Here is a 26,126-nt window from a genome sequence, read left to right on the forward strand (position 1 = left end):
GTCAGGCCTCCTGGGTGTCGAAGCGGGCGGTGATGAACGCGAACACTGCGGTTCCCACCACCGCCAGGGCGGCGATGCTCGGATAGGGCAGCTCGAAGTAGCGCAGGTCGGTGCCGACATAGTCGGCCGGAGTGGTCATCGAGTAGTAGCTCCAGGGCGTCAGGTGCGCCACCCAGGTCGGCAGGATCACGCCGAAGATCGCCAGGAAGATCCCCACGATGCCGACGCCGAGGGCGACCAGCTGGTTCTCCACATGGGCAGACAGCAAGATCTGGAAGGCGAGCACCGCGAGGCTGATGACCATGATCGAGGCCGTGTAGCCGAGCCAGTGCGAGGCTGGGAACGGCGAGGTGGCTCCCAGCAGGAGACCGAAGCCGGCGACCAGCAGTGACTGCAGCGCGATCGCCACGACGGTGATGGCTCCGAGCACGAGGAACTTGGCGCGGCACAACCGGCCGGGCGTCACCCCGCTGGTGGCCGACAGCAGCCAGCCGTTGCCGGTGTGCTCCATCTCCACCTGACGACTGGCCAACACGGCCAGAAGCACGGGCGAGATCATGGCCAGCGCCATCGACATCCCGCTGAGCAGGATCTTCCACGGTGCGCCGTCCGGATCGGCCAAGTGCTTGGTGATGCTCGAGCCGAAGGACTGGAAGCACGCGATGCCCGAGACAGCCAGCACGTACAGCCCCGCAACCAGCCCGATGCGCAGGTGGCGCATCTTGGCGATCTCATTGGCGATGACGGTGCTCACAGTCCGCCTCCCGCGGTGAGGTTCATGAAGACGTCCTCGAGGCTCTGTTCATCGCGCCGGACCCCGTAGATGTCGATCCGGTCGGCCACCAGTGTGGCGACGGTGCGGGCGGTGGCGTGGTCGTCCAGGCCCGCCAGCGCCACGTCCCCGTCGTCGGTGATCCGCGCGCCCAGCGACGTCACACAGTCCAGTGCGCGCTGTGGATCGGAGCAGGTGATCAGCACCTCCGGCGCCGAGGCCGCCATCAGCTCGGCGCGACTGCCCTGGAAGATCATCCGCCCCTGGGCGAGGATGCCCAGCACGGTGGCGGTCTTGTCGATCTCCCCGAGCAGGTGCGACGAGACCATCACCGTCACCCCTTCGGCGGCCAGTCGGCGCAGCAGGCCGCGCATCTCCTCGATGCCGGCAGGGTCCAGGCCGTTGGTCGGCTCGTCGAGGATGAGCAGGCGGGGCTGGCGGGCCAGCGCCATCGCGATGCCCAGTCGCTGCTTCATGCCCAGCGAGTAGTCACGCACCTTCTTGTCCATCTGGCGCTCGAGATGCACCGCTTGCACTGCCTGCTCGATCTGCACCTTCTCCAGGTGGAGCAGGCGCTGGACCAGTTGCATGTTCTCCGCGCCGGTCAGATGCGCGTAACCCGGAGGCGCCTCGATGAGCGACCCGATCTGCCCCAAGAGGGACCGCCGCGTCGCGCGGGTCATCGGCTGGCCCAGGATCTCGACTCGGCCGTCGCTGGGCTGGATCAGCGACAGCAGCATCTTCATCGTCGTTGACTTGCCGGCCCCGTTGGGGCCGAGGAAGCCGTAAACGCACCCCTGCGGGATACGCAGGGACAGGTCGTCGACGACCACGCGATCGCCATAGCGCTTGGTCAGGTGGTCTGTGGTCACTGCGAAGGACATAGCTCTACGCTGTCGCAGTTCACGGCCGCAATCGCCTCGCCACAGGCATATCTTCGCCCTACGACTTCAGGCATAGATCCGGGGCGCTGACTGCGCTGTGGACCGGGTTCTTCAGGCACTGCCGGGGGCGATCAGACCCGTCTCGTAGGCCAACACCACAGCCTGCACCCGGTCCCGCAGGTCCAGCTTGGTCAACACATGCCCGACGTGGACCTTCACCGTTCCCTCGCTCAGCACCAGCTCCTCGGCGATCTCCCGGTTGGACATGCCCCGCGCCACCAGACCCAGCACATCCCGCTCCCGTGGAGTCAGCGACTCCAGCGCCTCTGCGGTGCGACGAGTGTCCCCCAGCACCGGATGCGTCGCGGCCCGGGTGAAGTGCCCCAGCAGACGTCGCGTCGTGGACGGAGCCACCACCGCATCCCCGTGGTGAACGTGACGGATCGCCGCGGCCAGCTCCTGCAGTGGCGTGTCCTTGAGCAGGAAGCCCGACGCCCCGGCCCGCAGCGCCTCGTAGGCATACTCGTCCAGGTCGAAGGTGGTCAGCACCAACACGTGCGGTGGATCCGTCAGCGAAGACACCTGCCGGGTGGCATCGATGCCGTCCATCCGCGGCATCCGCACGTCCATCAGCACCACGTCGGCCGGGTGCGCCCCCAGCGCGTCGAGGACCTCGTCTCCGTCGGATGCCTCCCCAACCACCTCGATGCCCTCGGCGGTGCCCAGCACCATCCGGAATCCCATCCGGATCATCTCCTGGTCGTCAACCAGCAACACGCGAATACTCATCACTCATCTCCCGTCGGGATCGTGGCGACGACCTCGAAGCCGCCCGCGGGGCGCCGCCCGACGCTCAGCTCACCATGATGCGCGGCGACGCGCTCGCGCATGCCAATCAGGCCGTGCCCCGCGTGTTGACCATCGGCAGGGTCCGGACCTGCGCCGTCGTCGGACACGTCCACCGTGATCACCTCGTCGCTGTGAGTCAGGGTGACCCGCACCTCCCGGACGCCCGGGCCGGCGTGTTTGCGGACATTGGTCAAGGCCTCCTGGACGATCCGGTAGGCCGTCAGGTCGACACTCGCTGGAACCGGACGCCGCTCCCCCACCTCCACCAGGTGCACTGGCAGCCCGGCCGCTCGCGACTCCGCCACCAGTCCGGGCAGTTGCGCGATCCCCGGCTGTGGCGCATGCGAGCCCGGTTCGTCGTCACGCAACACGCCGAGCATGCGACGCATGTCAGCCAGCGCCGTGCGCCCGGTGTCCCGGACCGTCAACATCGCCTCCCTCGCCTGCTGCGGATTGCCCTCGACGGCCGCGGCAGCGCCGTCGGACAGGACCGCCACCACGCTCAGGGAGTGGGACACCACGTCGTGGATCTCACGCGCAATCCGCGTGCGCTCCCCGGATGCTGCCAGCTCTGCCTCGACCGCCTTCTCGCGTTCCAGCTGTGCCGCACGCTCCTGCAGGGAGGCGACATAGCGACGGCGGGTCTGCACCAGGCGCCCCCAGGTCCAGGCCCACAGGAGCAGTGCCACGATCACCCCGACATCACCAATGCTCATGTCCCCGCGCGCCAGCATCGGCAGGCAGCTCAGCACCGTCCATGCCGTGGTCACCACGGCGACCCCGCTCGAGAGTTGCCAGCGCTTCCGGGATGCGATGGTGTAGACCGCCAGCAGCAGCATTACGTCGGCGGGGATCAGCGAAATCCCCAGTACGCTCTGGAGGACCGCAATCGCTTGGATGGCCAGATAGCTGGCGACCGGGCGCTGACGACGGACCAACCCCGGCAGGCACAGCCCCAACGAGACCAGCAGACCGACACCGGGCCACAGGCGCTCGGGCACCGCACCGAACAGGATCGGCAGGTTGTAGGTGAACACCGCCAGCACCACCAACAGATCCAGGAGCCGGGGATGGTCGCGAAACCAGCCGCCAGATCCCGACGGCACTCGACCTGGACGGTGATCCTCATCGCCGCGACGCTGGCCCATGGCTCCCGACTCTACCGGGGGCCGTCGAGCCCTCTCCCGCCTCGCACAACCTGCCCAGATCACCCCACTCGGCCTCGCTCGCGTTCTGGTGGAAATGCTCCTGCGCCGTGCTCCAACTGTGCAGCAACTGGGCAACCGAAACAAGAAGCCCGTCCCACCAGTGTTTCCACTGGTCAGACGGGCTTTCACATGGCTCCCCGGACTGGACTCGAACCAGTAACCCTCTGATTAACAGTCAGATGCTCTGCCAATTGAGCTACCAGGGATCAGCGCCTTGCGCGAGATGAAACATTACACAAACTTCGTCAGAAGTCATAATCGGCGCGCAACCGGGCCAAGGCCTCGTCGGCAAGGGACTTCACGACGGGGTTGTCCATCCGGGCGCCCCGTACCGCCGTCGCCGACCACACAAGCTCCGGGCTTCCCGCGGACAGGTCGCGTCGGGCCGAGATCAGCACCGCTCCCCCGCCCGGGACGTCGAACTGGTCCTGCACCGCGATGGTGGCCTGCACGCGTTCCCGGAAGACCGTCGGCAGGCTGCGGGGTTCGGTCAGCTGGACGGCCTCCTTGCTGCCGTCGGTCAGCCGCCAGTGCAGCTCTGCCCGCTCCGCATTCCAGCCGCCGGTCTGCACCTGGTGCCAACCGATCGCACGCCAGGGCTCGTCGGCCACCCGCACGGCCATCCGATCCGCGAAGGCCAGCAACTCCGCCCGTGGGCCGCTACCGGTGGCCAGGACACGCGCGTCGTGCCCGGTCTGGCGGCGGTAGTCCGCCACCACACGGGAGTCGGGCCGGTTCTTGCGGGAGAGAAGGGACATGCCCACCATTGTGCCGACCCGCCCCGGCAAGCCGGCAAGTCAGGCCGCCTGCCCGACCGATTGTGCCCCGGTCAGCAGATCCCGGGCCTGGTCCAGCCCGCGACGCTCCAACCGTCGCACCGTGCTGACCGAGACCCCCAACTGGTCCGCGACCTGGCGGTAGTCACACCGCTGGTGCTCGCCCAGCCCGTACAGCAGCCCAATGACCGTCGCCTCCTGACTGCCCAACCGGTCAAGCCAGTCCGGCTCTGCCTCCTCACAGGCGGCGAGTTCACGGGCGGCCCGTGGGCAGCTGATCACCTCCGAGAACTCCACCAGCTCCAACGGAACCCGGCTGCCTGCGCTCAACGTCGCCCGAACCCAGTCCTGGTCATGTCCAAATTCGGCGGCCAGCACGCGGACCGCCTCGCGACGGCCCAGCTCCCCCTCCAGCTCGGCCAGCCGGCTCCGCAGCCGGTGGGCCTGCCGATTCCGCCACACCGGCCCCTCCAGCTGCCCACCCCGGGTCACGGCGTGCTGCAGCACTGCATTGCGAACCCAGGGCTGCCCATAGGTGGAGAACTTCACCCCCTGGCGGTGGTCGAATCGCTCCAAGGCGCTGGCCAGCCCCACACAACCCTCCTGGAAGAGCTCGTCAAAGCTCACCTCCGTGCGTCGGGAGGCCCTGGCGGCGTGGTGGATCACCAGCCGAAGGTTGGCCAGGAGGAAGTGTTCCCAGGCCTGTTCCCCCAACCCCACCAGGGCACGCAGCTCCGTCTCCGTCGCCCCGGCTGGCCACGGCTCACGCCCGTCCAGCACGGCGGCGGCCAGCACACCGGCCTCAATCCGGTCCCCCAACTGCACCTCCTGATCAGCGGTCAGCAGTTCGGGCAGATACGTGGTGTCCATCGCGTGGCAGCTCATGCCCCGAGCCTGTCCCACAGCCCGCACGAAACCGAGGGCAAAGGGGCCATTGTGGAGTCCGCATTCGGGCAACACTCAGGCGGTTAATACACTTCTCCCATGACGAACACCCGAGCGGCAATCTACTGTCGAATCTCCCTTGATCGCAGCGGCGAGTCACTGGGCGTGCAGCGACAGGAGGAGGCATGCCGCGAACTCTGCCAACAGCGCGGATGGGACGTGGCCCGGGTCTACCTTGACAATGACATCTCGGCAACGAAGGGGCGGCGACGCCCTGGGTTTGAAGACCTACTAGCCACAGTTGGGTCCTTTGACGTGATCGTCGTCTGGCACACAGACCGACTGGTGCGTCTCACTAGGGAGCTGGAGCGGGTGATCGACCTGGGGGTTGACGTGCATGCAGTTCAGGCTGGACACCTGGACCTATCCAACCCTGCTGGCCGTGCCGTTGCGAGGACGATCACCGCATGGGCGCAGTATGAGGGCGAAATCAAGGGGCAGCGGCAGAAGCTCGCAGCTAGACAGAAGGCCGACAGTGGCACCCCGTCATGGCCGATCCGACCATTCGGGTACAACAGCGATGGCACGAAGCGACCCGAGGAAGCCGCAGTGCTGGAGGCCGCGTATCACAGCATCATCGCCGGTGAAACCGTCTCGCAGATTGCCCGGAACTGGGAGCGTGACGGCATCCTCACCACCCGTGGCAACCCGTGGCGCAGGCAGGCAGTCAGTGACATTCTGCGCAGCGTCCGCAACGCTGGCTTGCGAACCTATGGCGGTGAGGTTGTGGGGCGTGGGGCGTGGGAACCTATCGTGCCGGAGGCTACCTATCGGGCGGCTATGCGCGTCCTAAAGGCACCAGGGCGGGGATACGGGGTTGCTGGCACTGGACGGACGGCGGCCCATCTTCTGTCTGGCATCCTCCGGTGTTCGCAGTGCGGGGGTGCTGCCCGGTGTCAGAGCCGAGGTGACTACTCGGTGTATGTCTGCATTGAGGGCAAGTGTGTCACCGCCCAGGAGGAGTACGCCGACGCCAAAGCCCTACGCGAGTTGTTGCGATACATGCCGCTTACCAAGGCCGCATGGGCTGGTCTGAGGATCGAAGGCATGGGGTCAGAGGACGGCGACACTCAAGCCGTGCGGGATGAACTAGAGGACTTGGCACAGCGGGAACTTGACCTTGCCGAGGCCTATGCAGCCGGAGCGGTCACCCTTCAGCAGATGATGACAGCGAACAAAGCCACGGCTCAGAGGCGTGCCGAGCTGGAGGCGTCCATTGCGTCTTCCAACAGCACCCAGTCCTGGGAGCTGGCAAGCCTGTCCGGCGACCCCGAGATTGTGGCCGAGAACTGGCAGTCAAGGACGCTGGCGAAGCGTCGAGCGGTGATCGAGGCGGCATTCTCAAAAGCAACAATGCATCCCCGTCGCCACCTGAGACCACAGCCGCCCGGAGTCCTGACATTTCTACCCCGAGGCTTCTCCTCTGCCGAGGAGGCCGATGCTGCACTTGAATCCGTCTTGGGCCAGACCATCACCACCACCACCGAACAGAAGGAGAACTAGACCATGATCCCCACCGTCACCACAATCCGCACGGCCACGGCCACCGCCCACTTGGAGGGTATGACCGGCACTGGCCTGTTGGTCCTGCCACCTGCCAGCTCTGATGTTGCCGACCCCATGCCGGAATGGGTGTGGCTCCCGGGTGTCGGCCCGGCGTTGACCTCCCTGTCGCTGCACGACGCCGACATGGGCCAGATGATGCGAAGCCTGCCGAAGGGCTGGACTTTTAATGTGGACGATGAAGTCCCGGAGCTGGAGCCGATCAACGGCCTCACTGTCTTCCCACTGGTCGGCCCGGGGGTGGTGGAGCGTCCCACTGTCGAGGAGTTGGCCGAGGCGGACATTGCGTTGCGGGCTGCGGTAGCCCGGGAGGGGGCTTTGGAGCGCAAGCGCAGGTACTATGGGGAGAACCGAGAGAAGGAGCTGGAGCGCAAGCGACGATACTACGAAGAGAACCGAGAGAAGGAGCTGGAGCGCCAGCGACGATACCGCGAAGAGAACCGAGAGGAGCGGCTGGAGTACGCGCGATGGTATCGCGAAGAGAACAGGGAGTATTGTAATTGGTCTTCTTCCAACGCAACAAGGAAGCTTCAAGAGCTATCCCTGAAAACAGCCACCATCTCCGGTCGCTACTCCCAGCCCGAGGACGCCTATATTGTTGCCAAGTATGGTGTCATCTCAACCATCGCCATCGCTGTCAATATGAAGCGGACGTACTTCTCTGTAAGGAGCAGGATTGGATACCTGCGCAAGAAGGGTCTCATTGACTGAGCGCCAAGAGAGGCCCGGCACCGTGGCCCGGTGAACTGGTTCAAGTTGGACCAGTTGCCGAGCTGGTCCATTGTGGACCACCTGCCGAGGTGAGTCAGGATGACTCAGGTGGACCCCGCGATCACCACCGTGCCCCTTGCCGGAGCCGTCGCCTACCTATATGGAGGCACCGGCCAAGGGCTGGTGTTGGTGGACAGTCCAGGCACCTACGCTTCCGCCTTGTTGATGCTGCGCAAGTCGAGGTGGTTCCCCTCTGTTCCGGCTGGCGTCAACGGCGACGTTGCTGGCGAGGATGCCGAGGGTCGGCAGGCTCATTGGGTGTCGAAGTTCGGGGTGATCCCACCCCCTGAGCAGCGTCTGACAGAGGTTCGGGATGCTCTTGCTGATGTGGCAGGTCTGGTCTGGCAGTGCAGCTAGGCCAGAACCTCGCTAGAAATGGCTCCTGACGAAGATTTGCCCGCAATCCCTTACCTGTAAGGAATGTTGTTCTGAGACGGTTTTTCTTTCCTGTAAGGGATTCCGAGCACTAAAACGTTCGCATGGGTAGTTGTCCATCCGAACGGAAAATGCGCTCAGAATCGTTCCTGGAGAACTAGTTGAAAACGGTACTATCTCTGAGGTGGATTAACCCAAGGCCACCCAAGGCCATCGACGCAACCTAGTGTGGACCTGGCTTCCAGCCGGTCTCCTGCACCCAGTCCTGGACAGTCCGAGCTGCCCACCCTGGCCGGTCTCCCACCATGACATCCGGCTCCACTAGGCGGCCCTGCTGGCGCATGCGACGGACGCTCACCGGGTTGATCCCCAACAGCTCTGCCACCTGGGCTTGATCCAGGTACAGCACCGGCCTATGCGGCTTGCTCGCCATCGTGAAACTCCTCTCGCCCGAACATGCCCCAAGGGGCCATCCGGTAACACCGGACAGCCCCCTGGAGCCTATCGCCTGCGGATCAACGGGTGATGGTCTCGATCTGACCCGGACCGTAGACCACCGCAGTCAAGCCGGTTCCCTTGATCGGAACCATGGCGTACTCGCTCCCGGAGTCGATCCCACGGCAACCGAACTTGTGGCCCGTCATGTCATAGTCAGACTCGCAGACCGGCAGTCGCTTGGGGAGCTTCGCCCGGCTGGCCCTGGCCTGGAGCTTGACCACCTTGCCGTCCCGGACGTTCACCAGGACGCGAACCCGCTTGCCTCCCACATTCACAGAGGCATCCGTGACGGCCTTGTGCTGGACCTTGGCCTGGACAGGAGCGGCCTGGGCAACCTGGGCACCGACCCCCGGAACCGGCTCAGTCACCGTCAGACCAACAGCCCCCACAGTGGCCAGCAGTGCAGCGCCGACATAGCGGGCAGCGCGACCGCTTCCACGATGGTGGCTGTCCTCCTGGGGCTCCTCCTTCTGGGACTGCACGAACGCTTCGTAGGCCGCGTCGCGCTTGGCAACAGCCTCCCGCCATTCCATGTAAGCGAAGCTGCCCCGACCCTGAGCGATCCACTCCTGGACCCGCCGGTCTGCTTCCCGCATCCAAGCGGCCCACGCCTCCCAGGAGCCGTGGGCGGCACCCTGGAGCACTGCAGCGTCGGCACCCTCCAGGGTGTTCGCCACGCTCACCAGCAACTCGCCCACGGTGGAGCCGGTAGCCAGGAGGCAGGAGCTTTCGTCGCCAATGAACATCAGCGGGTGAGCTGCCTTGGGGTCGAGTACCTGGCGAATAGAACCAATGATCCGACCGTCGCGGATGACAGCGAGCGGGTAGGCACTGCCCCCCTCCACGGCAGCGACCGACAGACCGTGGGACTCCCCCTGGCTGGGCTCCTCCTGGGTCACGTCCTGGCTGGACTCCTCCTGGCTGGACTCCTCCAGGGTGGGCAGCTCCTCCGCCCCCAGGATGGCGGCGGACTCCGCCTTGGACAGACGCTCAACCTTGACGGAGGCTCCGATGGTGAACTGATCGGACCACGGGTTATCGACCTGGCGAGCGGTGAACTCCACATCGGCACCAGCGGTGATGGGATCGGACATGATGACGAGGTGGCGGTAATCGGTACGGATGACATCGCCAGCGCGGACGGACTGGGCGTTGATCTTGCGGGACATGTTAACTCCTTGGGTTGGTGGATGGGTTACGTCGTGCAACCACTGACACCAGAGTGCAGGGTTACGCCCCGTAGCGCAATCGGGAAACCCATTTCCAGCCCACAAATCAAGATGACCGCCTTTCCAAAACGGCCACTGACCAGGCCAGACAGAACGTTGTGTGAGATTTCCCACAGGACCATTCGGCGGCCATTTCCCGGCCACCCTGGGCCTTATTGGCAGCGACCTGGAGCAGAGCCCAGAGGCAACCTGGAGACGCCGACCTGGACACCCCTGCACTCCTGGGCAACCTGCACCCCAGCCGGACCCGGGCTGGTGTCTACACGGCCCGGGTCGGGCTATGGCCCTGGAGCCTGGGGCCTACCTGGGCCTGGACCTGGCCGACCCTGACCTACCGGATGCCTACCTGGTGCCTGGGCCTAGTGCCTGGGCTGGGGCCTGGCCCTGGCTGGCTTGGCCGACCTGGCTTGGCTTGGCTGACCTGACCTGGCTTGGCCGACCTGGCTTGGGCTGACCTGACCTGGCCTGGCTGACTTGGCTGACCTGGCTGACCTTGCCTCTGCCCCCGCCCTTGCCCTTTGCCTTTAAACGCCGATCCAAACCCCTTCCAGAGCCCGACCTAGCCACTGGTACCCCAGACGCCCCTAAGCCGCTCCAAGCCTCACTCCAGGGGTGCCCAAAAAGAGCTACAGAAGCCACTAGCCGCCCACCACCCACCCGGACGACAGGGCCGCCCCAGACCCACCGGGCACCCGCACCCCCTCTGGGATGGGTGGGGTATGACCCCCGGCGGCGGGGTCGGAGGCCCTTCGGTATTCAGCGCCTCGGATCCTGCCACCCTCCCAGTAGTGATTTAGGAGGCATTCTCCTTGCTAATACCTTGCCAAGCACTGCACTTGGGACCGGCCTAGGGGGTCGCCATCGTGCCGGAGCCGATATCGCGCCGACCGATCAACACGAAGGCTTCCCAGAGGTATCCCGACACGCCGCTTCTACGGTCCAGAATCGCACGAATGGCGTACGTTTCAGAACCTTCCAAGCACCGACCCGGTACCCAGAGACCCCGGGTGGAATTTGCCTCTGGAAACCAGCGTTCTAAGCGCTTGTCTCAGAGCTTTCCACGCACGCGGAAGAAGGAGAAGTCGAAAGGTGAAGCGGAGGCCGATTGACAACCACACTCCCACCGACAAAGGGAACCTGGGCAGCCACCAACAGCAAGGAGGGTGCGCCCCCGGTCACCGGAGCGAGGAGGAGCGAAGCTCCGACGAGCCACAGCAAGTAGTTACTTACTTACTAGTTCCCCCTTCCCCGGCGACCCGACCGGAGGTGCCATTGACCTAAAGGGGGAGTTGAGGAGATCAGAGCTAATCGAAGACTCTCAGGTCACTTAGAAGGCGATTTGAAATTTCTCTAGTTACTTAGGTTCTGGTCTTTGGTGGCTCAGTCGCTGCGCTCCTTCGCTTTTGGGATATGGGTTGGCATGTACTCACCCACAGTTAGTGGTGTAGATATTGAAGGGCATACCCACATATAGCTATACCTAGTGGTTATACAGGTGTGGGGAGAATATTAGCCCCAACCAATACCACAGGAGCTATTCAATGACCAGCATTCAGCCTGCTCACGTCCCGGAAGACGCCGAATTCCTTACGAATTGGCAAGCCGCCTCCTTTCTTGGTGGCCTATCACCCAACACCCTGACCCAGTGGCGGGCCGATGGGAAGGGGCCTCGCTTTGTGAAGCTGGGCTCAAGGGTGGCCTACCGGAAGCAAGACCTAAGGGACTGGGCCGAGTCCCAGGTCATCGAACCCGCCACCGCGAAGTCCTGAGAAGCTGTTCGGACGCCTCCAGAAACCGGACTATGCTTGATGTCATACCCGGGAAGCACCACCCCTGAAAACCGATCCTCCCCGTCGTCTATAAATATAACGACGCGATTTTCACGGGCAGATTAACCACTTCGGGCCATCCGGCCCTCTACCCCTTGGAGACCACCACAATGGAGCTTGTCGGCGCAAACGCTTACAGGACAGCACTTTGGGACGCAATCCGCGATCCTGAGGCCGGTTACTTCCGGCGCGAATTGACCTACGCAACCCGTTTCCTCCTTTTGATCGTCGCTGAAGCCGCCAATTCTGACGGAAACCTCCCACTTACCACATTTGACCTGCTGGCATTGACGGGCATGTCGGACTCAACCCTTGACAGTGCAGTGCAGACGCTGAAGTCGCTGGGCATTGTCTCTACCGAGATCGTCAACGGCGGCCGCTCGATCAAGCTGCACGATCCCGCCGACTGGGCACCGAGTGATAACACCTACCGGGATGAGGTTCTGGGCCGTGTCGCCAAGCGGTTCACGGCCAAGGAGACTTCCTACTCAACTAGTCGCCGTGACGGTGCCGGACCCCAGCAGCGGCCCACCGAGCGAACCGGCGCGGGTGCGATCATTGCTCGTCGCCCACCGCTCACTGTCGCTGAGGTGTTCAATGCGGTTACCGCGATTGACACCAAGCGGGAGCTATTGACGTGGTTCGTCGCCAATGCGGACCGCATCCCCGGCGACGAACCAAATGGCGAAGCGGAGGACATGACCCCCGAGGTTGCCGACGCTATTGCGGAGTTGACCGATGAGGATATGGGTGTGCCTCGTCGCAGCACGAAGCCCCGCACTCCCCAGGAACATGTTTTTGATGTTCGGATGGCCCAGGTGACCGGCCTGGGGCTGCACGATGGCGAACGCGAGGGCCACCCGATCAAGGAGCTGGCCCGAAGCTATGTCTTGAGCGGGTGGCCACAGAATGAGGCATTGCGGAAGCAATTGTCGAGCCTGCAGAACAATCCGGCCTTTCTCGAATGGGTCGATTGGTTCGAATGGGTCTACCAGCCGCAGGCCGTCGCCAAGACCGTGGAGCCTGAGAATTCCATTGTTCACCGCTGGCTTCAGGGCGGGGTGGAAATCACCACCCTTGCCCATGACCGAATGAGTACCACTGAGCTCCTGGAGAATCTGAAGGCTTACGCGCTCGCCACCACGGGTAGCACCGATGAAATTCCACAGACGAGCGCGAAACTGTCTCGGGTGCTCCGTGAGATTGGCGAAGTGAATGGGCGGAAGTTGATTAAGCAGAAGTCCGGTCGCATGCTATGGAACCTCCGTTCGGTTGGCGCGGTTTCCGTTGGGGTGGCCGCATGACCGCCGACCTAGTGATTGCAGAGCCTGTTCTGGAAGGCGAGATTGTTGCCACGCCGCGCGAGCGGATTGAGGAGATCAAGGCACTCCTGATCCAAGCTGGAGACATTGCAGAGGTCATTACCCAGCGGATCGCGGAGGCTCAGAGGGACCGGCTGCACGAAGCCCTTGGTTATGCCTCCTGGGCGGCCCTGGTTGAGTCTGAGCTGAGCGGCGCTGGCAGCCAACTCACCCGTGAGGAGAAGCGGCCTCTTGCGGTCGCAATGGCGTGTAGCGGTGCGTCGGTTCGTGTGATCGCGGAAGTATTGGGGATCTCAAAGTCAACGGTTGCGCGCGATGTGGGCGCAATTGCCCCAATGGAGGGGTCAGGTGTCCCAAATGGGACACCTGAAGCGACAAGCTCAACTGTCCCATTTGGGACAGCTGCCGCAATCCAGCTTGTCGACGGCAAGGACGGCAAGTGCTACCCCCGCCAGTCGAAGCCCAAGCGCCAGCCTGTAGACCGAGGAGTGAAAGCCGGGAAGATGCTGGACAAGATCGAGAAGGCTAGCACCACCATCGCCCAGACCATCGAGGCCATGAAGGCTGACCCTGAGCTAGTGACCTACCTTGGGGAGATTGCAGGGCGCATGGGTGATCTGTCCGTCGCTGGCGAGGCTGCCACCACCCAGGAGCCCGCCGAGGCTCCGGGCTCGATTGCGGACAAGCTGCACGCGGTCACCGAGCACGCCGGGTGGATGGCTGATGACCCGAACCTGCCGTTCGAGCTACAAGAGGACGCATGGCGACGCGAGGCGCTTCTCACCGACCTTGACGACGCCGCCCGCGCCATCAGCAACCTCCGCTTCGCAATCGCCCCAGAGCTGGCGAAACCGGAGCACACCGCCACCAAGCCGGGGCCGATGCGCCGCTCCTGGTGAACCCCTAAGACCGCTACACGCTGAGACCTTGGGCAGGGGTCTCCCCAGCGTGTGGCACCAGGGGTGAGCTGGGCCGGAATGGACTTGGTGGTCTCGCCGGTCCGGCTCCCCCCTCATTAACCAGCACCGCGCCGCTTTCCGCCCTTCCCGGCGTCGCGTGCAGCCGGTGACAGACGGCCAATCAGCCACACCCCGTGCCCCTTGGTGGACGCTCACACGGGGTGGCCGTTCGTCACCGTTCCCGCCACCCCACCGTCGCAAGCTCCCTGGGCTGCCTTCTCCAGCCTGTCAGGTTGAGCGCGACGGTGGGGCGGCTCCCCTTCCACCACACAGACCCCGAGTTCATTTCTCTACATGATCGGAAAAACACGATGAACACATATGACAACGCGAAGACCGTCGCCACCACCGACGAGCGCCACCCTCACAGCTACGCGCTGGTGAACGGTTCCCAGCTCGCCTTGCTACTGGGCAAGGTTGTAATGCCATCGTTCGGATGGGTGGACAGGTTGTTGGGTGCCACTACGGACCCAGCAGAGATGGGCGTCGGTGCCGTGCTGGCCGTGACCGCCTCTGAGAACGACACTGGGCTCACTGCCGAGGCCAGCGCCGACTATCTGCGGAAGCGATGCCGCCGGGTGGGGGTCTCCAGCGCCAGTGTCGTCGTCGCAGTCCAGTCGCTGAAAGCGTCTGGGTGGATCGAGGTCGCCCAGGAGCCCGACGGCACCAACGCTACGGTCTACGCCCTGACGATCCCCGCTGACGCGATTGCCGGGGAGATGGCCGAATGAGCACCAAGGCGGAATGGATGCGCAATGTGCAAATGAATGTGTCCCTGTCGACAGGCCAGAGCGCAGGAGTCACCGCATGGCTTGACGATGCCGTGGGCGATGACTTGCTGGTTGACCCCGATATGACTTCCGCCGAGATAGCCCGCATTCACGGCCTGAGCGCTTCCACCCTTACTACGGCACTGCGCAAGCTTCGTAAGAAGGGACTCATTGTCCACTCAACCGCCGACGGGTGCGAGAAGCTGCGGATTAGGAATCGGTGGTGATCCCTTTGAAGTCAACACCAACAATTGCCCAAGAATGGTTCGCGGAGCTGAAGGGCGAGGGAAAGCCATCCAACCCGACTCGCGAGGCTAGCAATCGGCGCAAGGCATATCGTGACGCAATGGTCGCCTGGTGGCCATCAAATCCGCCTGGCTGGATCACCCTGAGTGCGGAGCGATGAAAAGCGCGAACCGACAGCTTACTGAGATCCAGGCATTGCAGGAATCGCTCAGGAAGGCCCGGCATGACTCTGAGAATTACCGGCGCAAGCTGCAAGCCTTGGATGCCGAGATCGCACCAATGCGAGCCAAGGTAATCGCAGCATCCGCCCGCTTTAGTAGAGCGCAAAAGCGGCTTGAGGAGCGGCTACGGGAACTGCAGGCCCAGGGGATCGAGATTGACCCCGCCGACCTTTTTTGATATTGACCCCACCCTCCGGCCCCGCGCCGAATTGATTCACACGACAAATCACCGAAGCCGAGGCTGCCACCGGCCAGAGCTTCACTGACATTTCCACCACCGAGAAGGATTGTTGACATGACCACAAAGAGCAAGACCGCAAAGACCCCGCTGAATCCCGCATGGAAGACCACCCTCAGCGACGAGCTCATGGCCGAGATCGAGAAGGCCCAGGTCGAGTACGCCTACCAGCAGAGCAAGGCGGATGAATGGCGGGAAGCCCATCATCTCGCCAAGGCTGAGGTTGCTCGGTTGAATGAAGACCTTGAAGCTGGCGATGAAGATGTGACGCTGGAGGATTACGACAGGGCCAAGACTGAGGTTGTCCGCACGGAGCGGCTAGCCATTGGATTCATTGACCGCGCCAAGGTGGCCAAGCGTAATGCCGAGCGGCTGGCCCCGAGCCTGGCTCTGGTGGCTGGCGACGTGCTGGCCCACAACATGAAGCTGCCCGTTGAGTACGTGGCCGACTTCCCCGAGGAGGTGCCCGGCAGCGACACCCAGCCCGTTGTGCTGGTCCGCAACATTGCCCCTGCCGAGGAGGCCACCGGCTCCCACACTGGAGCCTTGCGGGGAAAGGTGATCGCCCGGCTGTTCGGTGCTGAGTTCATGCAGTTCCCCGACGCCGACAAGATCCAAGACTGGTTCATCAACGATGACCGCTGGCACGTGGACGGTCTGCACGAAGTGGCCCTGAGCCCGGATCGGCTGACCTTGACCCTGGGTCCCCGCAACGCCCACCTACGAGCTACCAAGGCCAGCAGTATCGAGAGCATGGCACAGGACGTGGCCGAGCATCTGGCCGTCTGGGGCGTCGGTGCCGTGATCGCCACTCACCGCGACGCAGAGAAGGCTCTGGCCGCCGCCGCCCATCGTCGGGGCGAATGGGACGGTGACCCGATGAAGTCTGGCCCCAGGTACATGTCCCGGACCACCTTCCCGGGTACGAAGACCGCCGAGGTGGTTGGCGTCACCCGGGACGGGAACCTGGCTGCCGTTGACCTCCGGGTTGCTATCCCGGTTAAGACCGCTGGTGGTCAGGACGCTGTTGATCTGCCGAAGCTCGCCAATGAGATGGCACGCAACGGCCAGCGCCGGTATTTGGGGGTGCCCGCTGCGCAGGGCCGCTATGTAGTGAATGGCGTGGTTGAGGATTTGTCCAGCTTCCCGGACTTCTCCGGTGGCGAGGGCCGCATGGTATTCGCGGTCACTGCCTATTGTGAGCTTCCCGAGGTTGGCGCTGATAATGAGTGAACTCGATATCATCACCGCCGACTGGTGGGATCGAAAACTAGCCCAGTTCCTGCACGGCTCTGCTGATGTCACCGTGACGCACACGTTCGGAGTACCGATGGAGCTGGTGCATGAGTACCGGATGCAAAGACTTCTGGCTGATCTGATGGACCTACTGGTCACCGCCCGCGTCGTGGCCTGACCCAACCTCCGGACCGGCCCGCCCGTTGCTCTCGAAGGCTTCGGGTGGGCCGGTTTTTTCCGTTGATCGAAGGCATGATCCGAGGGTGTTGGCGGAAACCTACCGATGCACTGCATGTGCAGCTCCCTTCCAATATCGCTCATTTCCCTTCTCCCAGCATCGAAAATGGCACTTTTCCTTATATACAAGGGATTGCGAAGGGTGTGACCAGCTGAAGATTTACCGGGTAAAACCCCTAGTCAGAAGCCACTTGGATTTTGGCATGAGTAAGTGTCCATCAAAGCCATTTAAAGCTCTCAGATTGGCTCTCACAGAACTAGTACCACTTTCAACTACCTTAGGCATATCCCATGAATCGAGATTTCCCCACAGCACGGCCCCTTGACCTTTCGAGGTTCGCCACTGTTGAGAACAGCGCGAAGAACACCCGCAAACTAGAAGGTAGACTGAAGGCCAGGCAGGAGAACAGCGCCGCGCACAGGGTCGCCAACCTCCTCCGTGCCACGGGCCGCGTTTCCGGAGCCCAAGGCGTCGTGTCGGCAGACAACAGCCTAGAGGCCGCCGATGTCGAGGCCCAGGCTCAGCCCACCGAGCCGGGCCAGCGCGGCACCGCTGACGTTTTCGCTGTCGCAAGCGTGATGCGAGCGCGAGCCCGCAACGCCCAGCCGCCCCAGAACTATTGACCCAGCACCACCAACGGACCCCCGGTCCTGTCCTGACCTCCCACCACGGGAGCGATGGCAGGGCTGGGGGTCTTTTTTTGGGTTCTAGGGGTGTATGTCAGAACCGCCGAACTTGCGCAACACTTTCTTGTCCACAGCCGTCCCATTTCCGGGATCGGTGTGGAGCAAGCTATTCCAGGGCGCCCAGCGAGGTCTGCTGCAGCAGCTTGCGGCGGACCTCAAGCTCCAGCAGCGTGGCGAACATCTGCCTGTGCTCGTTGGGGTGCTCCACCGGGTTGGTGCGTTGCAGCCGGCTCTTCAGGTCCCGGATCTCCCGGTCTGCCTGCAGCAGTTGCAGCCGGGCAGCATAGGCCGTGGCATAGGCCTCGTCCGGGGTGCGCAGCACCGGCTCCACCAGCAGGGCAATCTCCAACTGCTGGGCCACCTCCTCGGTGGTGGCCTCGCGCACCTGGTCAGTCCAGCGCTCCGGACTCCACGGCACCGACTGGATGGCCTCGAAGACCGCCCGGTAGGCCGGGTGGCTGAAGTCCTGGGGCTGCACCTGGTTCCAGGCGGTGTCGAACAGCGTCGGGTACTGCAGCATCAGCTTGAGCGTGCCGCGCTCGACGCCCAGGGTGCGGTCCCGCGGGTCCGGCCAGGGCAGTCCGGGCTGCTGGCCCTCCCGCTGAGCCGGCTGCTCGGTGGGCGGCGGATCCATCACCGGCTCCCGCCGCCGCGGATCGGCCTTCTCGTTGGTCTTGCGGCGCGCCGCCCGATGCACCTCGGCGCGCACCTCGTCCACGTCCATTCCGAGCATCGACGCCAGTTCCCGCAGGTAGCCATTGACCAGCGAGGTGTCGCGGATGGAGCTGACCAGTGGCGCGGCAGCCCGGAGCGCCTGCAGCCTGCCGTCCACCCGGTCCAGGTCATAACCCTTCAGGGTGTTCTCCATCACGAAGCGGTACAGCGGTACTCGTCGGCCCACCAACTCCCGCACCGCCGCCTCGCCCTGCTGCAGCCGCAGATCGCAGGGGTCCAGCCCCGACGGTTCTATCGCCACATAGGTCTGGGCGATGAAGTTCTGGTCGCCATTGAACACCTTGATCGCGGCATTCTGCCCGGCCTGGTCACCGTCGAAGGTGAAGATCACCTCACCGGAGAAGGCGCCCTGGTTACCCATCAGGCGCTGCAACATCCGGGCATGGTCGTCGCCGAAGGCGGTACCGCAGGAGGCGACGGCGGTGTCGACGCCGGACAGGTGCGCCGCCATCACGTCGGTGTAGCCCTCCACCACCACGGCCTGGGACTTCTTGCCGATGTTTCGCCGCGCCAGGTCCAGCCCGTAGAGCACATGCGACTTCTTGTAGACCGGGGTCTCCGGGGTGTTCAGGTACTTGGCGGGCATCCGGTCATCGTCGAACAACCGGCGCGCGCCAAAGCCCAGCACGGCCGAACCCGAATCCCGGATCGGCCACAGCACCCGGCCCTGGAAGAAGTCGTGCCCGTGCTCCCGGATCAACCCGGCCTTGACCAGCTCGGCATCCTTGAAGCCCTGCCGGTTGAGGTGGTTCTTCAGCTCCCGGCCACCGCGCGGGGCATAGCCGACACCGAAGGTCTCGGCCGCGGCCCGGTCAAAGCCGCGCCCGTCCAGCATCTGCCGCGCCGCCAAGGCCCCGGGGGTGAGCAGCTGGGCGGAGTAGAACTCGGCCGCGGCCAGGTTGGCCTCCATGATCCGCACCCGGAGCCCCGGCTCCTGCCGCGGGCCACCGTCGTCGGTGATCCGCAGCTGCACGCCGGTGCGGTCGGCCAGCTGCTGCACCGCCTCGGTGAAGGACAGGTTGCTGATCTTCTGCAGGAAGGTGATGGCGTCGCCGCCCTCCCCGCAGCCGAAGCAGTAGTAGAAACCCCGCGACGGGGTGACCTGGAAGCTGGGGGTCTTCTCGTCGTGGAAGGGACACAGCCCCTTCAGCGACCCGCCACCGGCCGGCTTCAACGTCACATAGGAGGAGACCACGTCGTCAATCCGGGTGCGTTCCCGGACCAGCGCAATGTCCTCGTCGTTGATCCGTCCGGCCATGGGACGGAGTCTAGCGCCGAGAATCCGCCCGGCCGACGGGCATAGAATCCGACGGTGATCGTAACGCTTGGTTGGCAGCTCGGCCTGGCGCTGGTGCTGCTGGTGGCCCTGGGCGTCGCCGCCTCCCGCGCGGGGCGGCTGGGCCATGAGAAGTCCATGCTGGTGTCCTCCGCCCGCGCGGCCCTGCAGCTGGCCGCCGTGTCCTTCATCATCGTGATCTGCCTGCGACACCTGGCCCTGGCCGCGCTGTTCAGCCTGCTGATGTTCGTGGTGGCGGTGCGGACCACGGCCCAGCGCACCGGTGTGGGCTCGGCCTGGCCGTGGACCACCCTGGCCATGGCCTGCGGGGTGCTGCCGGTGCTGGCCGTGGTCTTCGGCACCGGTGTGTCCCCGCTGTCCGGGGCTGCGCTGGTTCCCGTGGCGGGCATCATCATCGGGAACATGATGACGGCGCACACCCTGGTCGGCCGACGCCAGTTCGCGGCCCTGCGGGATGACGTCGGCACCTATGAGGCGGCCCTGTCGCTGGGGATGGACCGGCACCGCTCCATCCGGCTGGTCACCGAGCGCACCGCGGGCGAGGCGTTGGTGCCCAATCTGGACACCACCCGCACCGTCGGCCTGGTCACCCTGCCCGGCGCCTTCGTCGGCGTGCTGCTGGGCGGCGGCTCCGCCCTGCAGGCGGGCGCCGCCCAGGTGCTGGTGCTGATCGGGATCATGGCCGGGCAGGCCATCACCATCGTCGTGGCCAATGAGCTGATCGCCCGGGCCAAGTTGCTGCCCGCGGACCTGCGGGAGGCCCTGCACCCCTGAGCCCGGCCTGCGGGTGCGTCGGCCAGTCAGCGGCCGGTGTGCGGAAGCCGCTGCGGCCGCGGCTGGGTGGCCGACGCGGCCCGGGCATCGCTGGTGCGCACCGTGACCCGGGTGGACTTGGTGTCCCCGGTGGGCTTGCCGTCGCACAGGCAGGTGACGTTGACCTTGTAGCGGCCCGGGGCCAGTCCCTGGCCGACGTCGGCCGTCTGCCGCTCCCGGCCGGCCACCAGCGGCTTGTCGACGGTGGCCACCTGGCTGCCCTGGGCATTGGTCACCTGATAACGCACCTGGTCCAGCGCCGGGGTGTCCTCGCACGCGGAGGTGCTGACCTTGAGGGTGCCGCGGAAGTCGTCGACATTCTCCACCGCAACCACCTTGGCGCGACGAAAGCCGTCACTGGCGCCGTGCACCAGCCCGCGCGCACCCTGGATCATCCCGACGATCACGCAGATGATGAGCACGATGACGATCGTCGGATCGCCACCCTTCTTCCTGGCCTCGGCCATGCTCACCCCCTGGTGGTTGCGAGGTCGCGACGCTGCCGCGACCAGTTCACCCGTTCACACTAGCCAGAATCACATGGGTGCAACACGGGCACCTGAAGTGCGGGTTGAGGGGTCATGCGCCGCGGCCGATCCCCCTGGGCAACCGCTCGCTGCTCCAGCCGAGCAGTTCCTCGGCCTGGTCGAAGGCGAACCGGTCGGTCATCCCGCCCACATAGGTCACGGCGCCGCGCACCACGTCGTCCCAGCGGTAGTCGACGGGCATCAGCTCGGGCCGGGCGACATAGCGCTCCACCAGCCCGTGCAACACCTCCACGACGGCATGCGACTGGGCCACCGAGTCCGGGCGGGTGTAGATCCGCTCATAGTTGAACTTGCGCAGCGCGGCCAGCGCGGAGGCGGTCTGCGGGTCCATCCCCACCTGCCCGGTGGCATTGGTGGTGCGGATCACCGCCCGGATGAAGGTGCCCAGCTGGGCCCGACGGCCGATCCCGGCAATCGCCGCCACCTCCTGGGGCAGGTCCGCCAGCGCGACGATCCCGGCATGGATGGCGTCCTCCAGGTCATGGGCGCAGTAGGCAATCCGGTCACTCCAGCTGACGATCTCCCCCTCCACGGTGCCCGGCGCGGGCCGGCTCCAGGAGTGGTTGCGGATCCCGTCCAGGGTCTCGGCACACAGGTTCAGGCTGGTCAGCACCACATTGGCGCCCCAGGGGCCGTGGTCATAGCCCTCCGGGATGAAGGCGTCGAAGGCATCCTCCGAGGCGTGACCGCCCGGCCCGTGACCGCAGTCATGGCCCAGGGCGATGGCGTCGGCCAGGCTGACATTGGCGCCCACCCCGCGGGCAATCGACGTGGCCACCTGCGCCACCTCCAGCGCGTGGGTCAGCCGGGTGCGCTGGTGGTCGGTCGGGTAGACCACCACCTGGGTCTTGCCGGCCAACCGTCGAAAGGCGGGCGAATGGACAATCCGGTCCCGGTCCCGCTCGAAGCAGGTCCGCTCGGTGTCCGGCTCCTCCTCGACGGCTCGGTTCCCGGCCCCATGGGCCAGGGTGGCACCCGGGCGCAGCGTCGCGGCCTCCCGCTCCTCCCGGGCCTGGCGACCCAGCACCTCGCCGGGCCGGATCCCGGCGTGGGAGTCCCGATGGGCCTGCACCAGCTGGTCGTCGCCGTGGCCGTGCATGGTCTTGGCCCACTCGACGGCGCGGGGCATGAGGTCCTTGGGCGCCAGGTCTGGCGCCTCGGCGGGCTCGGGGGCCGCAGCAGATGTGCACATGGCTCTATCCTCCCGAACCGGCGGCCTCGTCGTCGCTCAATTCGAGCTCGCGACCGTCGGTGTCGTCATACCAGCCGTAGGGCAGGATCACCTTGGCGCGCGGGGTGCCCTGCCGGCCGCGGGGCTTGCCCAGCTCGAGTTCCGGGAAGGGCGCGTCGTGGTCGAGCTGGGCCAGCAGGGCGTCGAAGGTCTCGAAGTCGCTGATCATCGCCAGCTGGTGGCGCAGCTCACCACCCACCGGGAAGCCCTTGAAGTACCAGGCCATGTGCTTGCGCAGGTCGGTCAGGCCGTACTGCTCCCCCATCACCTCGGCCAGCAGCTCGCCGTGTCGCCGCACCATGGCCGCCACCTCACCCAGGGTGGGCTTGTGCTGGGTCTCGCGCCCGGCGAAGGCGTCGGCCAGGTCCCGGAAGAGCCACGGCCGCCCCAGACAGCCGCGGCCAACCTCCACCGCGGCGCAACCGGTCTGCTCCACCATCCGCAGCGCGTCGCTGGCCTCCCAGATGTCGCCATTGCCCAGCACCGGAATGCTGACGTGTTCCACCAACCGCGCGATCGAGTCCCAGTCGGCCTGGCCGGAATAGGCCTCACCGACGGTGCGGGCGTGCAGGCAGATGGCGGCCACTCCCTCCTGCTCGGCGATCCGGCCGGCATCCAGGTAGTAGAGGTGGGCCTCGTCGATTCCCTTGCGGGTCTTCATGGTGACCGGGACGCCGTAGGTGTCAGCGGCCTTGACCACGGCGCGCAGGATGGCGCGGAAACGTTCCTGCTTCCACGGCAGCGCCCCGCCGCCGCCCTTGCGGGTGACCTTGGGCACCGGGCAGCCAAAGTTCAGGTCCACGTGGTTGACGCCGTACTGGTCACACAGCACGTGGGTGGCGCGGGCCACCATCTCCGGGTCCACGCCATAGGTCTGGACGCTGCGGATCTGTTCATTGGGCGCAAAACCCAGCATCTTCTGGGTCTTGCGATCCTGGATCACGATGCCCCGGCTGGTCAGCATCTCGCACACGTACAGCCCGGCGCCCTGCTCGGCGCACAGCTGCCGATAGGCGCGGTTGGTGATTCCGGCCATCGGGGCCAGGATCACGGGCGTGTCGACGACCACCGCGTCGGCCTTGCTGGGCGACGACAGTCGAAGAGGCGGGTAGACGGTCACTGAATCACTTCCGGGCTTGGTGCTGGCCACCGGTGCGATGGCCGGACCAACTGTAGTTGGGCGCTGTGACATTTCCTCATTGCGGCAGCCGCCGGCAATTGTCAGGGTGGGTGCTCGGCCAATGTGCAGGTGACCCAGCGACGACGCCCGAGCCAGCCCAAGGCCACGTCGGCAGGAACCGAGCCACGGTGCTCGAGCCTGTCGAGGGCCCGGTAGAGCTTGAACTGAACCACGGTGCCCATCAGCCCAACTGATCGGATCCGCCGCGCGCGGCCGGTTTTGTCAGAGGTGGGTGCTTGGCTTGTCCGCAGGGACCCAACCCCGAACCCGAGCACTTCGACGGCCCACTCGGCAGGGGACTCAGCCCCGGTGCCCCAGCCTCTCGAGGGCCAGGGATGTGACTTTCTAGACAAACTAAACACTCGCCCAGAAATGTATCTCTGGGTAGAATTAGAATACAGACACGAAGACTTCGGGGGAGGTCACCATGAGCAGCACACCAGCAACCCAGACACCTCCCATGGGCATGCCCGACGACCTCCCGGCCACCACTCTTGCGACGATCGAGGCTCTGCGGGCGGAGCGCCGGGCCCGGCGGGAGTCCGAGGCCCGCGACTTCCGGCTGATCGCCCATCTGGCCGACCTGTACTCCGACGTCGACGAGGTGGATTCGTCCGAGCCGGCGCTGCCCGGCCGGGAACGCCTCGTCGCCCTCGGTGGAGCGGGAACTCCCGGGGTGGCCGAAGGGTGTGCGTTGGAGTTGGCCGCCGACCTGCATGTGCGGGTGGAGGAGGCCACCGCCCTGATCGCCACCGCCCTCGACGTCCGGCACCGGCTCCCCGTCCTGTGGCAGATGGTGCAGGACCTCGACGTCCCAGTGCACCACGCCCAGCACATCGCCTACGCCACCCGCGAGCTCGATGCGGATGCGGCGGGGTTGGTGGACCTCGAACTGTCGCGGATGATCGTGGGCATGTCGTTTCGGCGGGTGAAGAAGACGGTGGCGGGGGTGGTGCTGCGCCACCTCCCACCCGACCAGGCGGAGCAGAAGCGGCAGGCCGCCACCGAGGCGCGGGGAGTATGGATCGCCCAATCCGAGGGCGGGGTCGCCGATGTGGCCGCGGTGGTGGACGCCGCCGACGCCGTCCAACTCGACGCACAGATCGACCGTCTGGTGCAGGTGCTGCGCCGCGCCGGACACGCCGGCACCCCCAACGCGCTACGCGCGAAGGCCCTCGGGCTGATGGCCACCCCCGCCCTGGCCACCCAACTCCTCCAAGCCGATGTCCTGGACCGGCTCCCCACCGGGGAAGACTTCGAGGCTGTGTGCCAGCGGGCGGGTCAGGCCGGGCACGCGTGCGGCCAGATCACCGTCGACCCGGAGAAGCTGCTGCCCACCACCCAGGTGGTGGTGCACCTGACCGACACCACCCTGCAGGCCGGGGACGGCATCGCCCGCGCCGATGAACTCCAACCACTGCTCGCGGGGTGGTTGCGGGACCTGTTCGGGCACCATCGGATCACGGTCCGCCCGGTGATCGACCAGAACCACCAAGCCCCCAGCGATGCGTATGAGTGTCCACCCACCATGCGGGAAGCCGTCACACTGAGGTCCCCGTACGAGGTGTTCCCCTGGTCCACCCGCAAATCCCAGGGCCTCGACCTGGACCACACCATCCCCTGGAGTCCCGAGGCCCCTCGACAAGCTCGGGGACCGGTGGCTGAGTGGGTGAGCAAGGATCTGGCCCCGGTGGCTGAGTCGAGCCCGCCCGTGAACCCGGCCCCGGCGGCCGAGCCTGTCGAGGCCCCTGCTGGCACCGACTCCAGCACGAGGGTCGAGCCCGTCGAGGCCCCTGCCCGCGGCGTCACGCATCCGGACAATCTCGGTCCGTTGTCCCGTCGCGCCCACCGGGCCAAGACCCACTTCGGCTGGCACCTCGTCCAACCTGCCCGGGGTCTTCCTGTGGCAAACCCCCTTGGGCTACCGCTACCTCACCACGGCCAGCCGCACCCTCGACCTCGGCCGACCCGACGTCGCCGCCTCCCGACGCCACCTGGAAACCCAGATCCTGGAAACCAACGCGGCCTGATCGCTGAGCTCAGCTCAGGTCGCGCACCCACGCGGCCTCGGGCGGGATCAACGCCGGATCCAGCGGTACCGGCCGAGGAGCGCCCGGAACGGGAATGTGCACGAGGGCCATCCAGTCATTCGTCGCGTCAATCGGCGCGACGGGGACCTCGGCCATCATCCGATATTCCTCGGTCTCGGTGAGGTGGGCATCCACCAGCAGGACCTCACCGTCCACGCAGGCGTCGATGACAGCAGCCAGACACGCTTCCTTGTCCCGACGGAAATGCGGCCCCTCGTAGGGCCAGGCCAACAGCGTGACCTCCCGGCCCTCCTCCGGGCTGCCGGGCCAGAGCAGACCGGCCGCAGCCACCTCTGCGTCGCGACGGACCAGGACGGAGCGGTCGGGGTGGTAGGCCGACGGACTCCCGGGTCTGTGGTCCTCGACGAAGTAGTCCAGCATCACCTCCCGGGCAGCGGCCGGGGACCACCGGGCGTGCTGGGCCCGGTAGTGGTCGGCCTCCAACTCCCGAATCGCCTCCCGGTCGGCGTCGTGGATGGGTTCGGTGTCTCCCCGGTGCGCGTCGGCCCAGGCGCGCAGCTCGTCGTCCACCACCCGTCGCCACGGCGGGGTGAGCTGAATCGCAACTCCGCCAAACCGCCTCGCCAGGGCCATGTCATCGGTCTGGTTGGCGTGAA

Annotated in this window: 25 protein-coding genes and 1 tRNA gene; 13 read left to right on the plus strand and 13 right to left on the minus strand. The window is 65.5% G+C overall.

The window, feature by feature from the left end; all coding sequences use genetic code 11:
- Position 1 precedes the first annotated feature (1 nt).
- From AAEX60_RS11195 to AAEX60_RS11225, 7 genes are all read right to left on the minus strand, one after another.
- Complete coding sequence (locus AAEX60_RS11195) at positions 2-754, minus strand: ABC transporter permease (protein ID WP_342103514.1); 753 nt, start codon at positions 752-754, stop codon at positions 2-4.
- The gene (locus AAEX60_RS11200) at positions 751-1,656 is read right to left on the minus strand and encodes an ABC transporter ATP-binding protein (RefSeq protein WP_342103516.1); all 906 of its coding nucleotides are present in this window, start codon (positions 1,654-1,656) and stop codon (positions 751-753) included. Before AAEX60_RS11200 ends, AAEX60_RS11195 begins: the two co-directional genes overlap by 4 nt.
- Before the next feature lie 111 nt (positions 1,657-1,767).
- Positions 1,768-2,445, minus strand: a complete 678-nt coding sequence (locus AAEX60_RS11205) for a response regulator transcription factor (protein WP_342103518.1) — start codon at positions 2,443-2,445, stop codon at positions 1,768-1,770.
- Complete coding sequence (locus AAEX60_RS11210) at positions 2,445-3,653, minus strand: sensor histidine kinase (protein ID WP_342103520.1); 1,209 nt, start codon at positions 3,651-3,653, stop codon at positions 2,445-2,447. Before AAEX60_RS11210 ends, AAEX60_RS11205 begins: the two co-directional genes overlap by 1 nt.
- A 190-nt stretch (positions 3,654-3,843) precedes the next feature.
- A tRNA-Asn gene (locus AAEX60_RS11215) sits at positions 3,844-3,919 on the minus strand.
- Positions 3,920-3,958: 39 nt separating this feature from the next.
- A complete protein-coding gene (locus tag AAEX60_RS11220; RefSeq protein WP_342103522.1) occupies positions 3,959-4,471 on the minus strand; it encodes a hypothetical protein in 513 nt (170 codons plus the stop codon).
- Between the two features lie 39 nt (positions 4,472-4,510).
- Positions 4,511-5,374, minus strand: a complete 864-nt coding sequence (locus AAEX60_RS11225) for a sigma-70 family RNA polymerase sigma factor (protein ID WP_342103524.1) — start codon at positions 5,372-5,374, stop codon at positions 4,511-4,513.
- Between the two features lie 99 nt (positions 5,375-5,473).
- On the opposite strand from AAEX60_RS11225, the gene AAEX60_RS11230 reads away from it, so the two are divergent.
- From AAEX60_RS11230 to AAEX60_RS11240, 3 genes are all read left to right on the plus strand, one after another.
- Positions 5,474-6,937 (plus strand): recombinase family protein, encoded by a 1,464-nt coding sequence (locus tag AAEX60_RS11230; RefSeq protein WP_342103526.1) that lies wholly within the window; start codon positions 5,474-5,476, stop codon positions 6,935-6,937.
- 3 nt (positions 6,938-6,940) lie between these two features.
- Complete coding sequence (locus AAEX60_RS11235) at positions 6,941-7,708, plus strand: hypothetical protein (RefSeq protein ID WP_342103528.1); 768 nt, start codon at positions 6,941-6,943, stop codon at positions 7,706-7,708.
- A gap of 99 nt (positions 7,709-7,807) precedes the next feature.
- The gene (locus tag AAEX60_RS11240) at positions 7,808-8,125 is read left to right on the plus strand and encodes a hypothetical protein (protein WP_342103530.1); all 318 of its coding nucleotides are present in this window, start codon (positions 7,808-7,810) and stop codon (positions 8,123-8,125) included.
- A 533-nt stretch (positions 8,126-8,658) separates the two neighbouring features.
- Here the strand turns inward: AAEX60_RS11240 and AAEX60_RS11245 are convergent.
- Entirely contained in the window at positions 8,659-9,810 is a 1,152-nt protein-coding gene (locus AAEX60_RS11245; RefSeq protein ID WP_342103532.1) for a hypothetical protein, read from the minus strand.
- A 1,601-nt stretch (positions 9,811-11,411) separates the two neighbouring features.
- On the opposite strand from AAEX60_RS11245, the gene AAEX60_RS16405 reads away from it, so the two are divergent.
- The 8 genes from AAEX60_RS16405 (at position 11,412) to AAEX60_RS11280 (ending at position 16,869) form a co-directional block, all read left to right on the plus strand.
- Positions 11,412-11,639, plus strand: coding sequence for a helix-turn-helix transcriptional regulator (locus tag AAEX60_RS16405; RefSeq protein WP_446721314.1), 228 nt, complete (start codon positions 11,412-11,414; stop codon positions 11,637-11,639).
- A gap of 170 nt (positions 11,640-11,809) precedes the next feature.
- Complete coding sequence (locus AAEX60_RS11250) at positions 11,810-13,003, plus strand: hypothetical protein (protein ID WP_342103534.1); 1,194 nt, start codon at positions 11,810-11,812, stop codon at positions 13,001-13,003.
- The gene (locus AAEX60_RS11255) at positions 13,000-13,920 is read left to right on the plus strand and encodes a helix-turn-helix domain-containing protein (RefSeq protein WP_342103536.1); all 921 of its coding nucleotides are present in this window, start codon (positions 13,000-13,002) and stop codon (positions 13,918-13,920) included. Before AAEX60_RS11250 ends, AAEX60_RS11255 begins: the two co-directional genes overlap by 4 nt.
- A 293-nt stretch (positions 13,921-14,213) precedes the next feature.
- Positions 14,214-14,711, plus strand: a complete 498-nt coding sequence (locus AAEX60_RS11260; RefSeq protein ID WP_342103538.1) for a hypothetical protein — start codon at positions 14,214-14,216, stop codon at positions 14,709-14,711.
- Positions 14,708-14,977 (plus strand): helix-turn-helix domain-containing protein, encoded by a 270-nt coding sequence (locus AAEX60_RS11265; RefSeq protein WP_342103541.1) that lies wholly within the window; start codon positions 14,708-14,710, stop codon positions 14,975-14,977. The genes AAEX60_RS11260 and AAEX60_RS11265 overlap by 4 nt, the downstream gene beginning before the upstream one ends.
- A 130-nt stretch (positions 14,978-15,107) precedes the next feature.
- Entirely contained in the window at positions 15,108-15,395 is a 288-nt protein-coding gene (locus tag AAEX60_RS11270; protein WP_342103542.1) for a hypothetical protein, read from the plus strand.
- Positions 15,396-15,512: 117 nt separating this feature from the next.
- Complete coding sequence (locus AAEX60_RS11275) at positions 15,513-16,688, plus strand: hypothetical protein (protein WP_342103544.1); 1,176 nt, start codon at positions 15,513-15,515, stop codon at positions 16,686-16,688.
- Positions 16,681-16,869 carry a hypothetical protein gene (locus tag AAEX60_RS11280; protein ID WP_342103545.1) on the plus strand — a complete coding sequence of 63 codons (189 nt, stop codon included), beginning with the start codon at positions 16,681-16,683 and terminating at the stop codon, positions 16,867-16,869. Before AAEX60_RS11275 ends, AAEX60_RS11280 begins: the two co-directional genes overlap by 8 nt.
- A gap of 852 nt (positions 16,870-17,721) precedes the next feature.
- Here AAEX60_RS11280 and dnaG read toward each other — a convergent pair.
- Entirely contained in the window at positions 17,722-19,608 is a 1,887-nt protein-coding gene (gene dnaG / locus AAEX60_RS11285) for a DNA primase (RefSeq protein ID WP_342103546.1), read from the minus strand.
- A gap of 54 nt (positions 19,609-19,662) precedes the next feature.
- Here dnaG and AAEX60_RS11290 point away from each other — a divergent pair, with 54 nt between their 5' ends.
- Entirely contained in the window at positions 19,663-20,421 is a 759-nt protein-coding gene (locus AAEX60_RS11290) for an ABC transporter permease (protein WP_342103547.1), read from the plus strand.
- A 26-nt stretch (positions 20,422-20,447) separates the two neighbouring features.
- Here the strand turns inward: AAEX60_RS11290 and AAEX60_RS11295 are convergent, their stop codons facing one another.
- From AAEX60_RS11295 to AAEX60_RS11310, 4 genes are all read right to left on the minus strand, one after another.
- A complete protein-coding gene (locus tag AAEX60_RS11295; protein ID WP_342103548.1) occupies positions 20,448-20,927 on the minus strand; it encodes a hypothetical protein in 480 nt (159 codons plus the stop codon).
- Between the two features lie 112 nt (positions 20,928-21,039).
- Entirely contained in the window at positions 21,040-22,107 is a 1,068-nt protein-coding gene (locus AAEX60_RS11300; protein ID WP_342103590.1) for an HD domain-containing protein, read from the minus strand.
- A 97-nt stretch (positions 22,108-22,204) separates the two neighbouring features.
- On the minus strand, positions 22,205-23,359 hold the full coding sequence (gene dusB, locus AAEX60_RS11305; protein ID WP_342103549.1) for a tRNA dihydrouridine synthase DusB: 1,155 nt from the start codon (positions 23,357-23,359) through the stop codon (positions 22,205-22,207).
- 101 nt (positions 23,360-23,460) lie between these two features.
- Positions 23,461-23,601, minus strand: coding sequence for a hypothetical protein (locus AAEX60_RS11310; protein ID WP_342103550.1), 141 nt, complete (start codon positions 23,599-23,601; stop codon positions 23,461-23,463).
- Positions 23,602-23,879: 278 nt separating this feature from the next.
- On the opposite strand from AAEX60_RS11310, the gene AAEX60_RS11315 reads away from it, so the two are divergent.
- A complete protein-coding gene (locus AAEX60_RS11315; RefSeq protein WP_342103551.1) occupies positions 23,880-25,631 on the plus strand; it encodes a DUF222 domain-containing protein in 1,752 nt (583 codons plus the stop codon).
- Positions 25,632-26,126: the final 495 nt, after the last annotated feature.

Source organism: Luteococcus sp. H101, from assembly GCF_038433155.1.
Classification (GTDB): Bacteria; Actinomycetota; Actinomycetes; order Propionibacteriales; family Propionibacteriaceae; genus Luteococcus.

Bases quoted from the DNA above. Each gene is read 5' to 3' on its own strand.
- AAEX60_RS11200 (WP_342103516.1), bottom strand. From the start codon at position 1,656: ATGTCCTTCGCAGTGACCACAGACCACCTGACCAAGCGCTATGGCGAT.
- AAEX60_RS11205 (WP_342103518.1), bottom strand. From the start codon at position 2,445: ATGAGTATTCGCGTGTTGCTGGTTGACGACCAGGAGATGATCCGGATG.
- AAEX60_RS11210 (WP_342103520.1), bottom strand. From the start codon at position 3,653: ATGGGCCAGCGTCGCGGCGATGAGGATCACCGTCCAGGTCGAGTGCCG.
- AAEX60_RS11220 (WP_342103522.1), bottom strand. From the start codon at position 4,471: ATGTCCCTTCTCTCCCGCAAGAACCGGCCCGACTCCCGTGTGGTGGCG.
- AAEX60_RS11225 (WP_342103524.1), bottom strand. From the start codon at position 5,374: ATGAGCTGCCACGCGATGGACACCACGTATCTGCCCGAACTGCTGACC.
- AAEX60_RS11230 (WP_342103526.1), top strand. From the start codon at position 5,474: ATGACGAACACCCGAGCGGCAATCTACTGTCGAATCTCCCTTGATCGC.
- AAEX60_RS11235 (WP_342103528.1), top strand. From the start codon at position 6,941: ATGATCCCCACCGTCACCACAATCCGCACGGCCACGGCCACCGCCCAC.
- AAEX60_RS11240 (WP_342103530.1), top strand. From the start codon at position 7,808: ATGACTCAGGTGGACCCCGCGATCACCACCGTGCCCCTTGCCGGAGCC.
- AAEX60_RS11245 (WP_342103532.1), bottom strand. From the start codon at position 9,810: ATGTCCCGCAAGATCAACGCCCAGTCCGTCCGCGCTGGCGATGTCATC.
- AAEX60_RS16405 (WP_446721314.1), top strand. From the start codon at position 11,412: ATGACCAGCATTCAGCCTGCTCACGTCCCGGAAGACGCCGAATTCCTT.
- AAEX60_RS11250 (WP_342103534.1), top strand. From the start codon at position 11,810: ATGGAGCTTGTCGGCGCAAACGCTTACAGGACAGCACTTTGGGACGCA.
- AAEX60_RS11255 (WP_342103536.1), top strand. From the start codon at position 13,000: ATGACCGCCGACCTAGTGATTGCAGAGCCTGTTCTGGAAGGCGAGATT.
- AAEX60_RS11265 (WP_342103541.1), top strand. From the start codon at position 14,708: ATGAGCACCAAGGCGGAATGGATGCGCAATGTGCAAATGAATGTGTCC.
- AAEX60_RS11275 (WP_342103544.1), top strand. From the start codon at position 15,513: ATGACCACAAAGAGCAAGACCGCAAAGACCCCGCTGAATCCCGCATGG.
- AAEX60_RS11280 (WP_342103545.1), top strand. From the start codon at position 16,681: ATGAGTGAACTCGATATCATCACCGCCGACTGGTGGGATCGAAAACTA.
- dnaG (WP_342103546.1), bottom strand. From the start codon at position 19,608: ATGGCCGGACGGATCAACGACGAGGACATTGCGCTGGTCCGGGAACGC.
- AAEX60_RS11295 (WP_342103548.1), bottom strand. From the start codon at position 20,927: ATGGCCGAGGCCAGGAAGAAGGGTGGCGATCCGACGATCGTCATCGTG.
- AAEX60_RS11300 (WP_342103590.1), bottom strand. From the start codon at position 22,107: ATGCACGGCCACGGCGACGACCAGCTGGTGCAGGCCCATCGGGACTCC.
- AAEX60_RS11310 (WP_342103550.1), bottom strand. From the start codon at position 23,601: ATGGGCACCGTGGTTCAGTTCAAGCTCTACCGGGCCCTCGACAGGCTC.
- AAEX60_RS11315 (WP_342103551.1), top strand. From the start codon at position 23,880: ATGGGCATGCCCGACGACCTCCCGGCCACCACTCTTGCGACGATCGAG.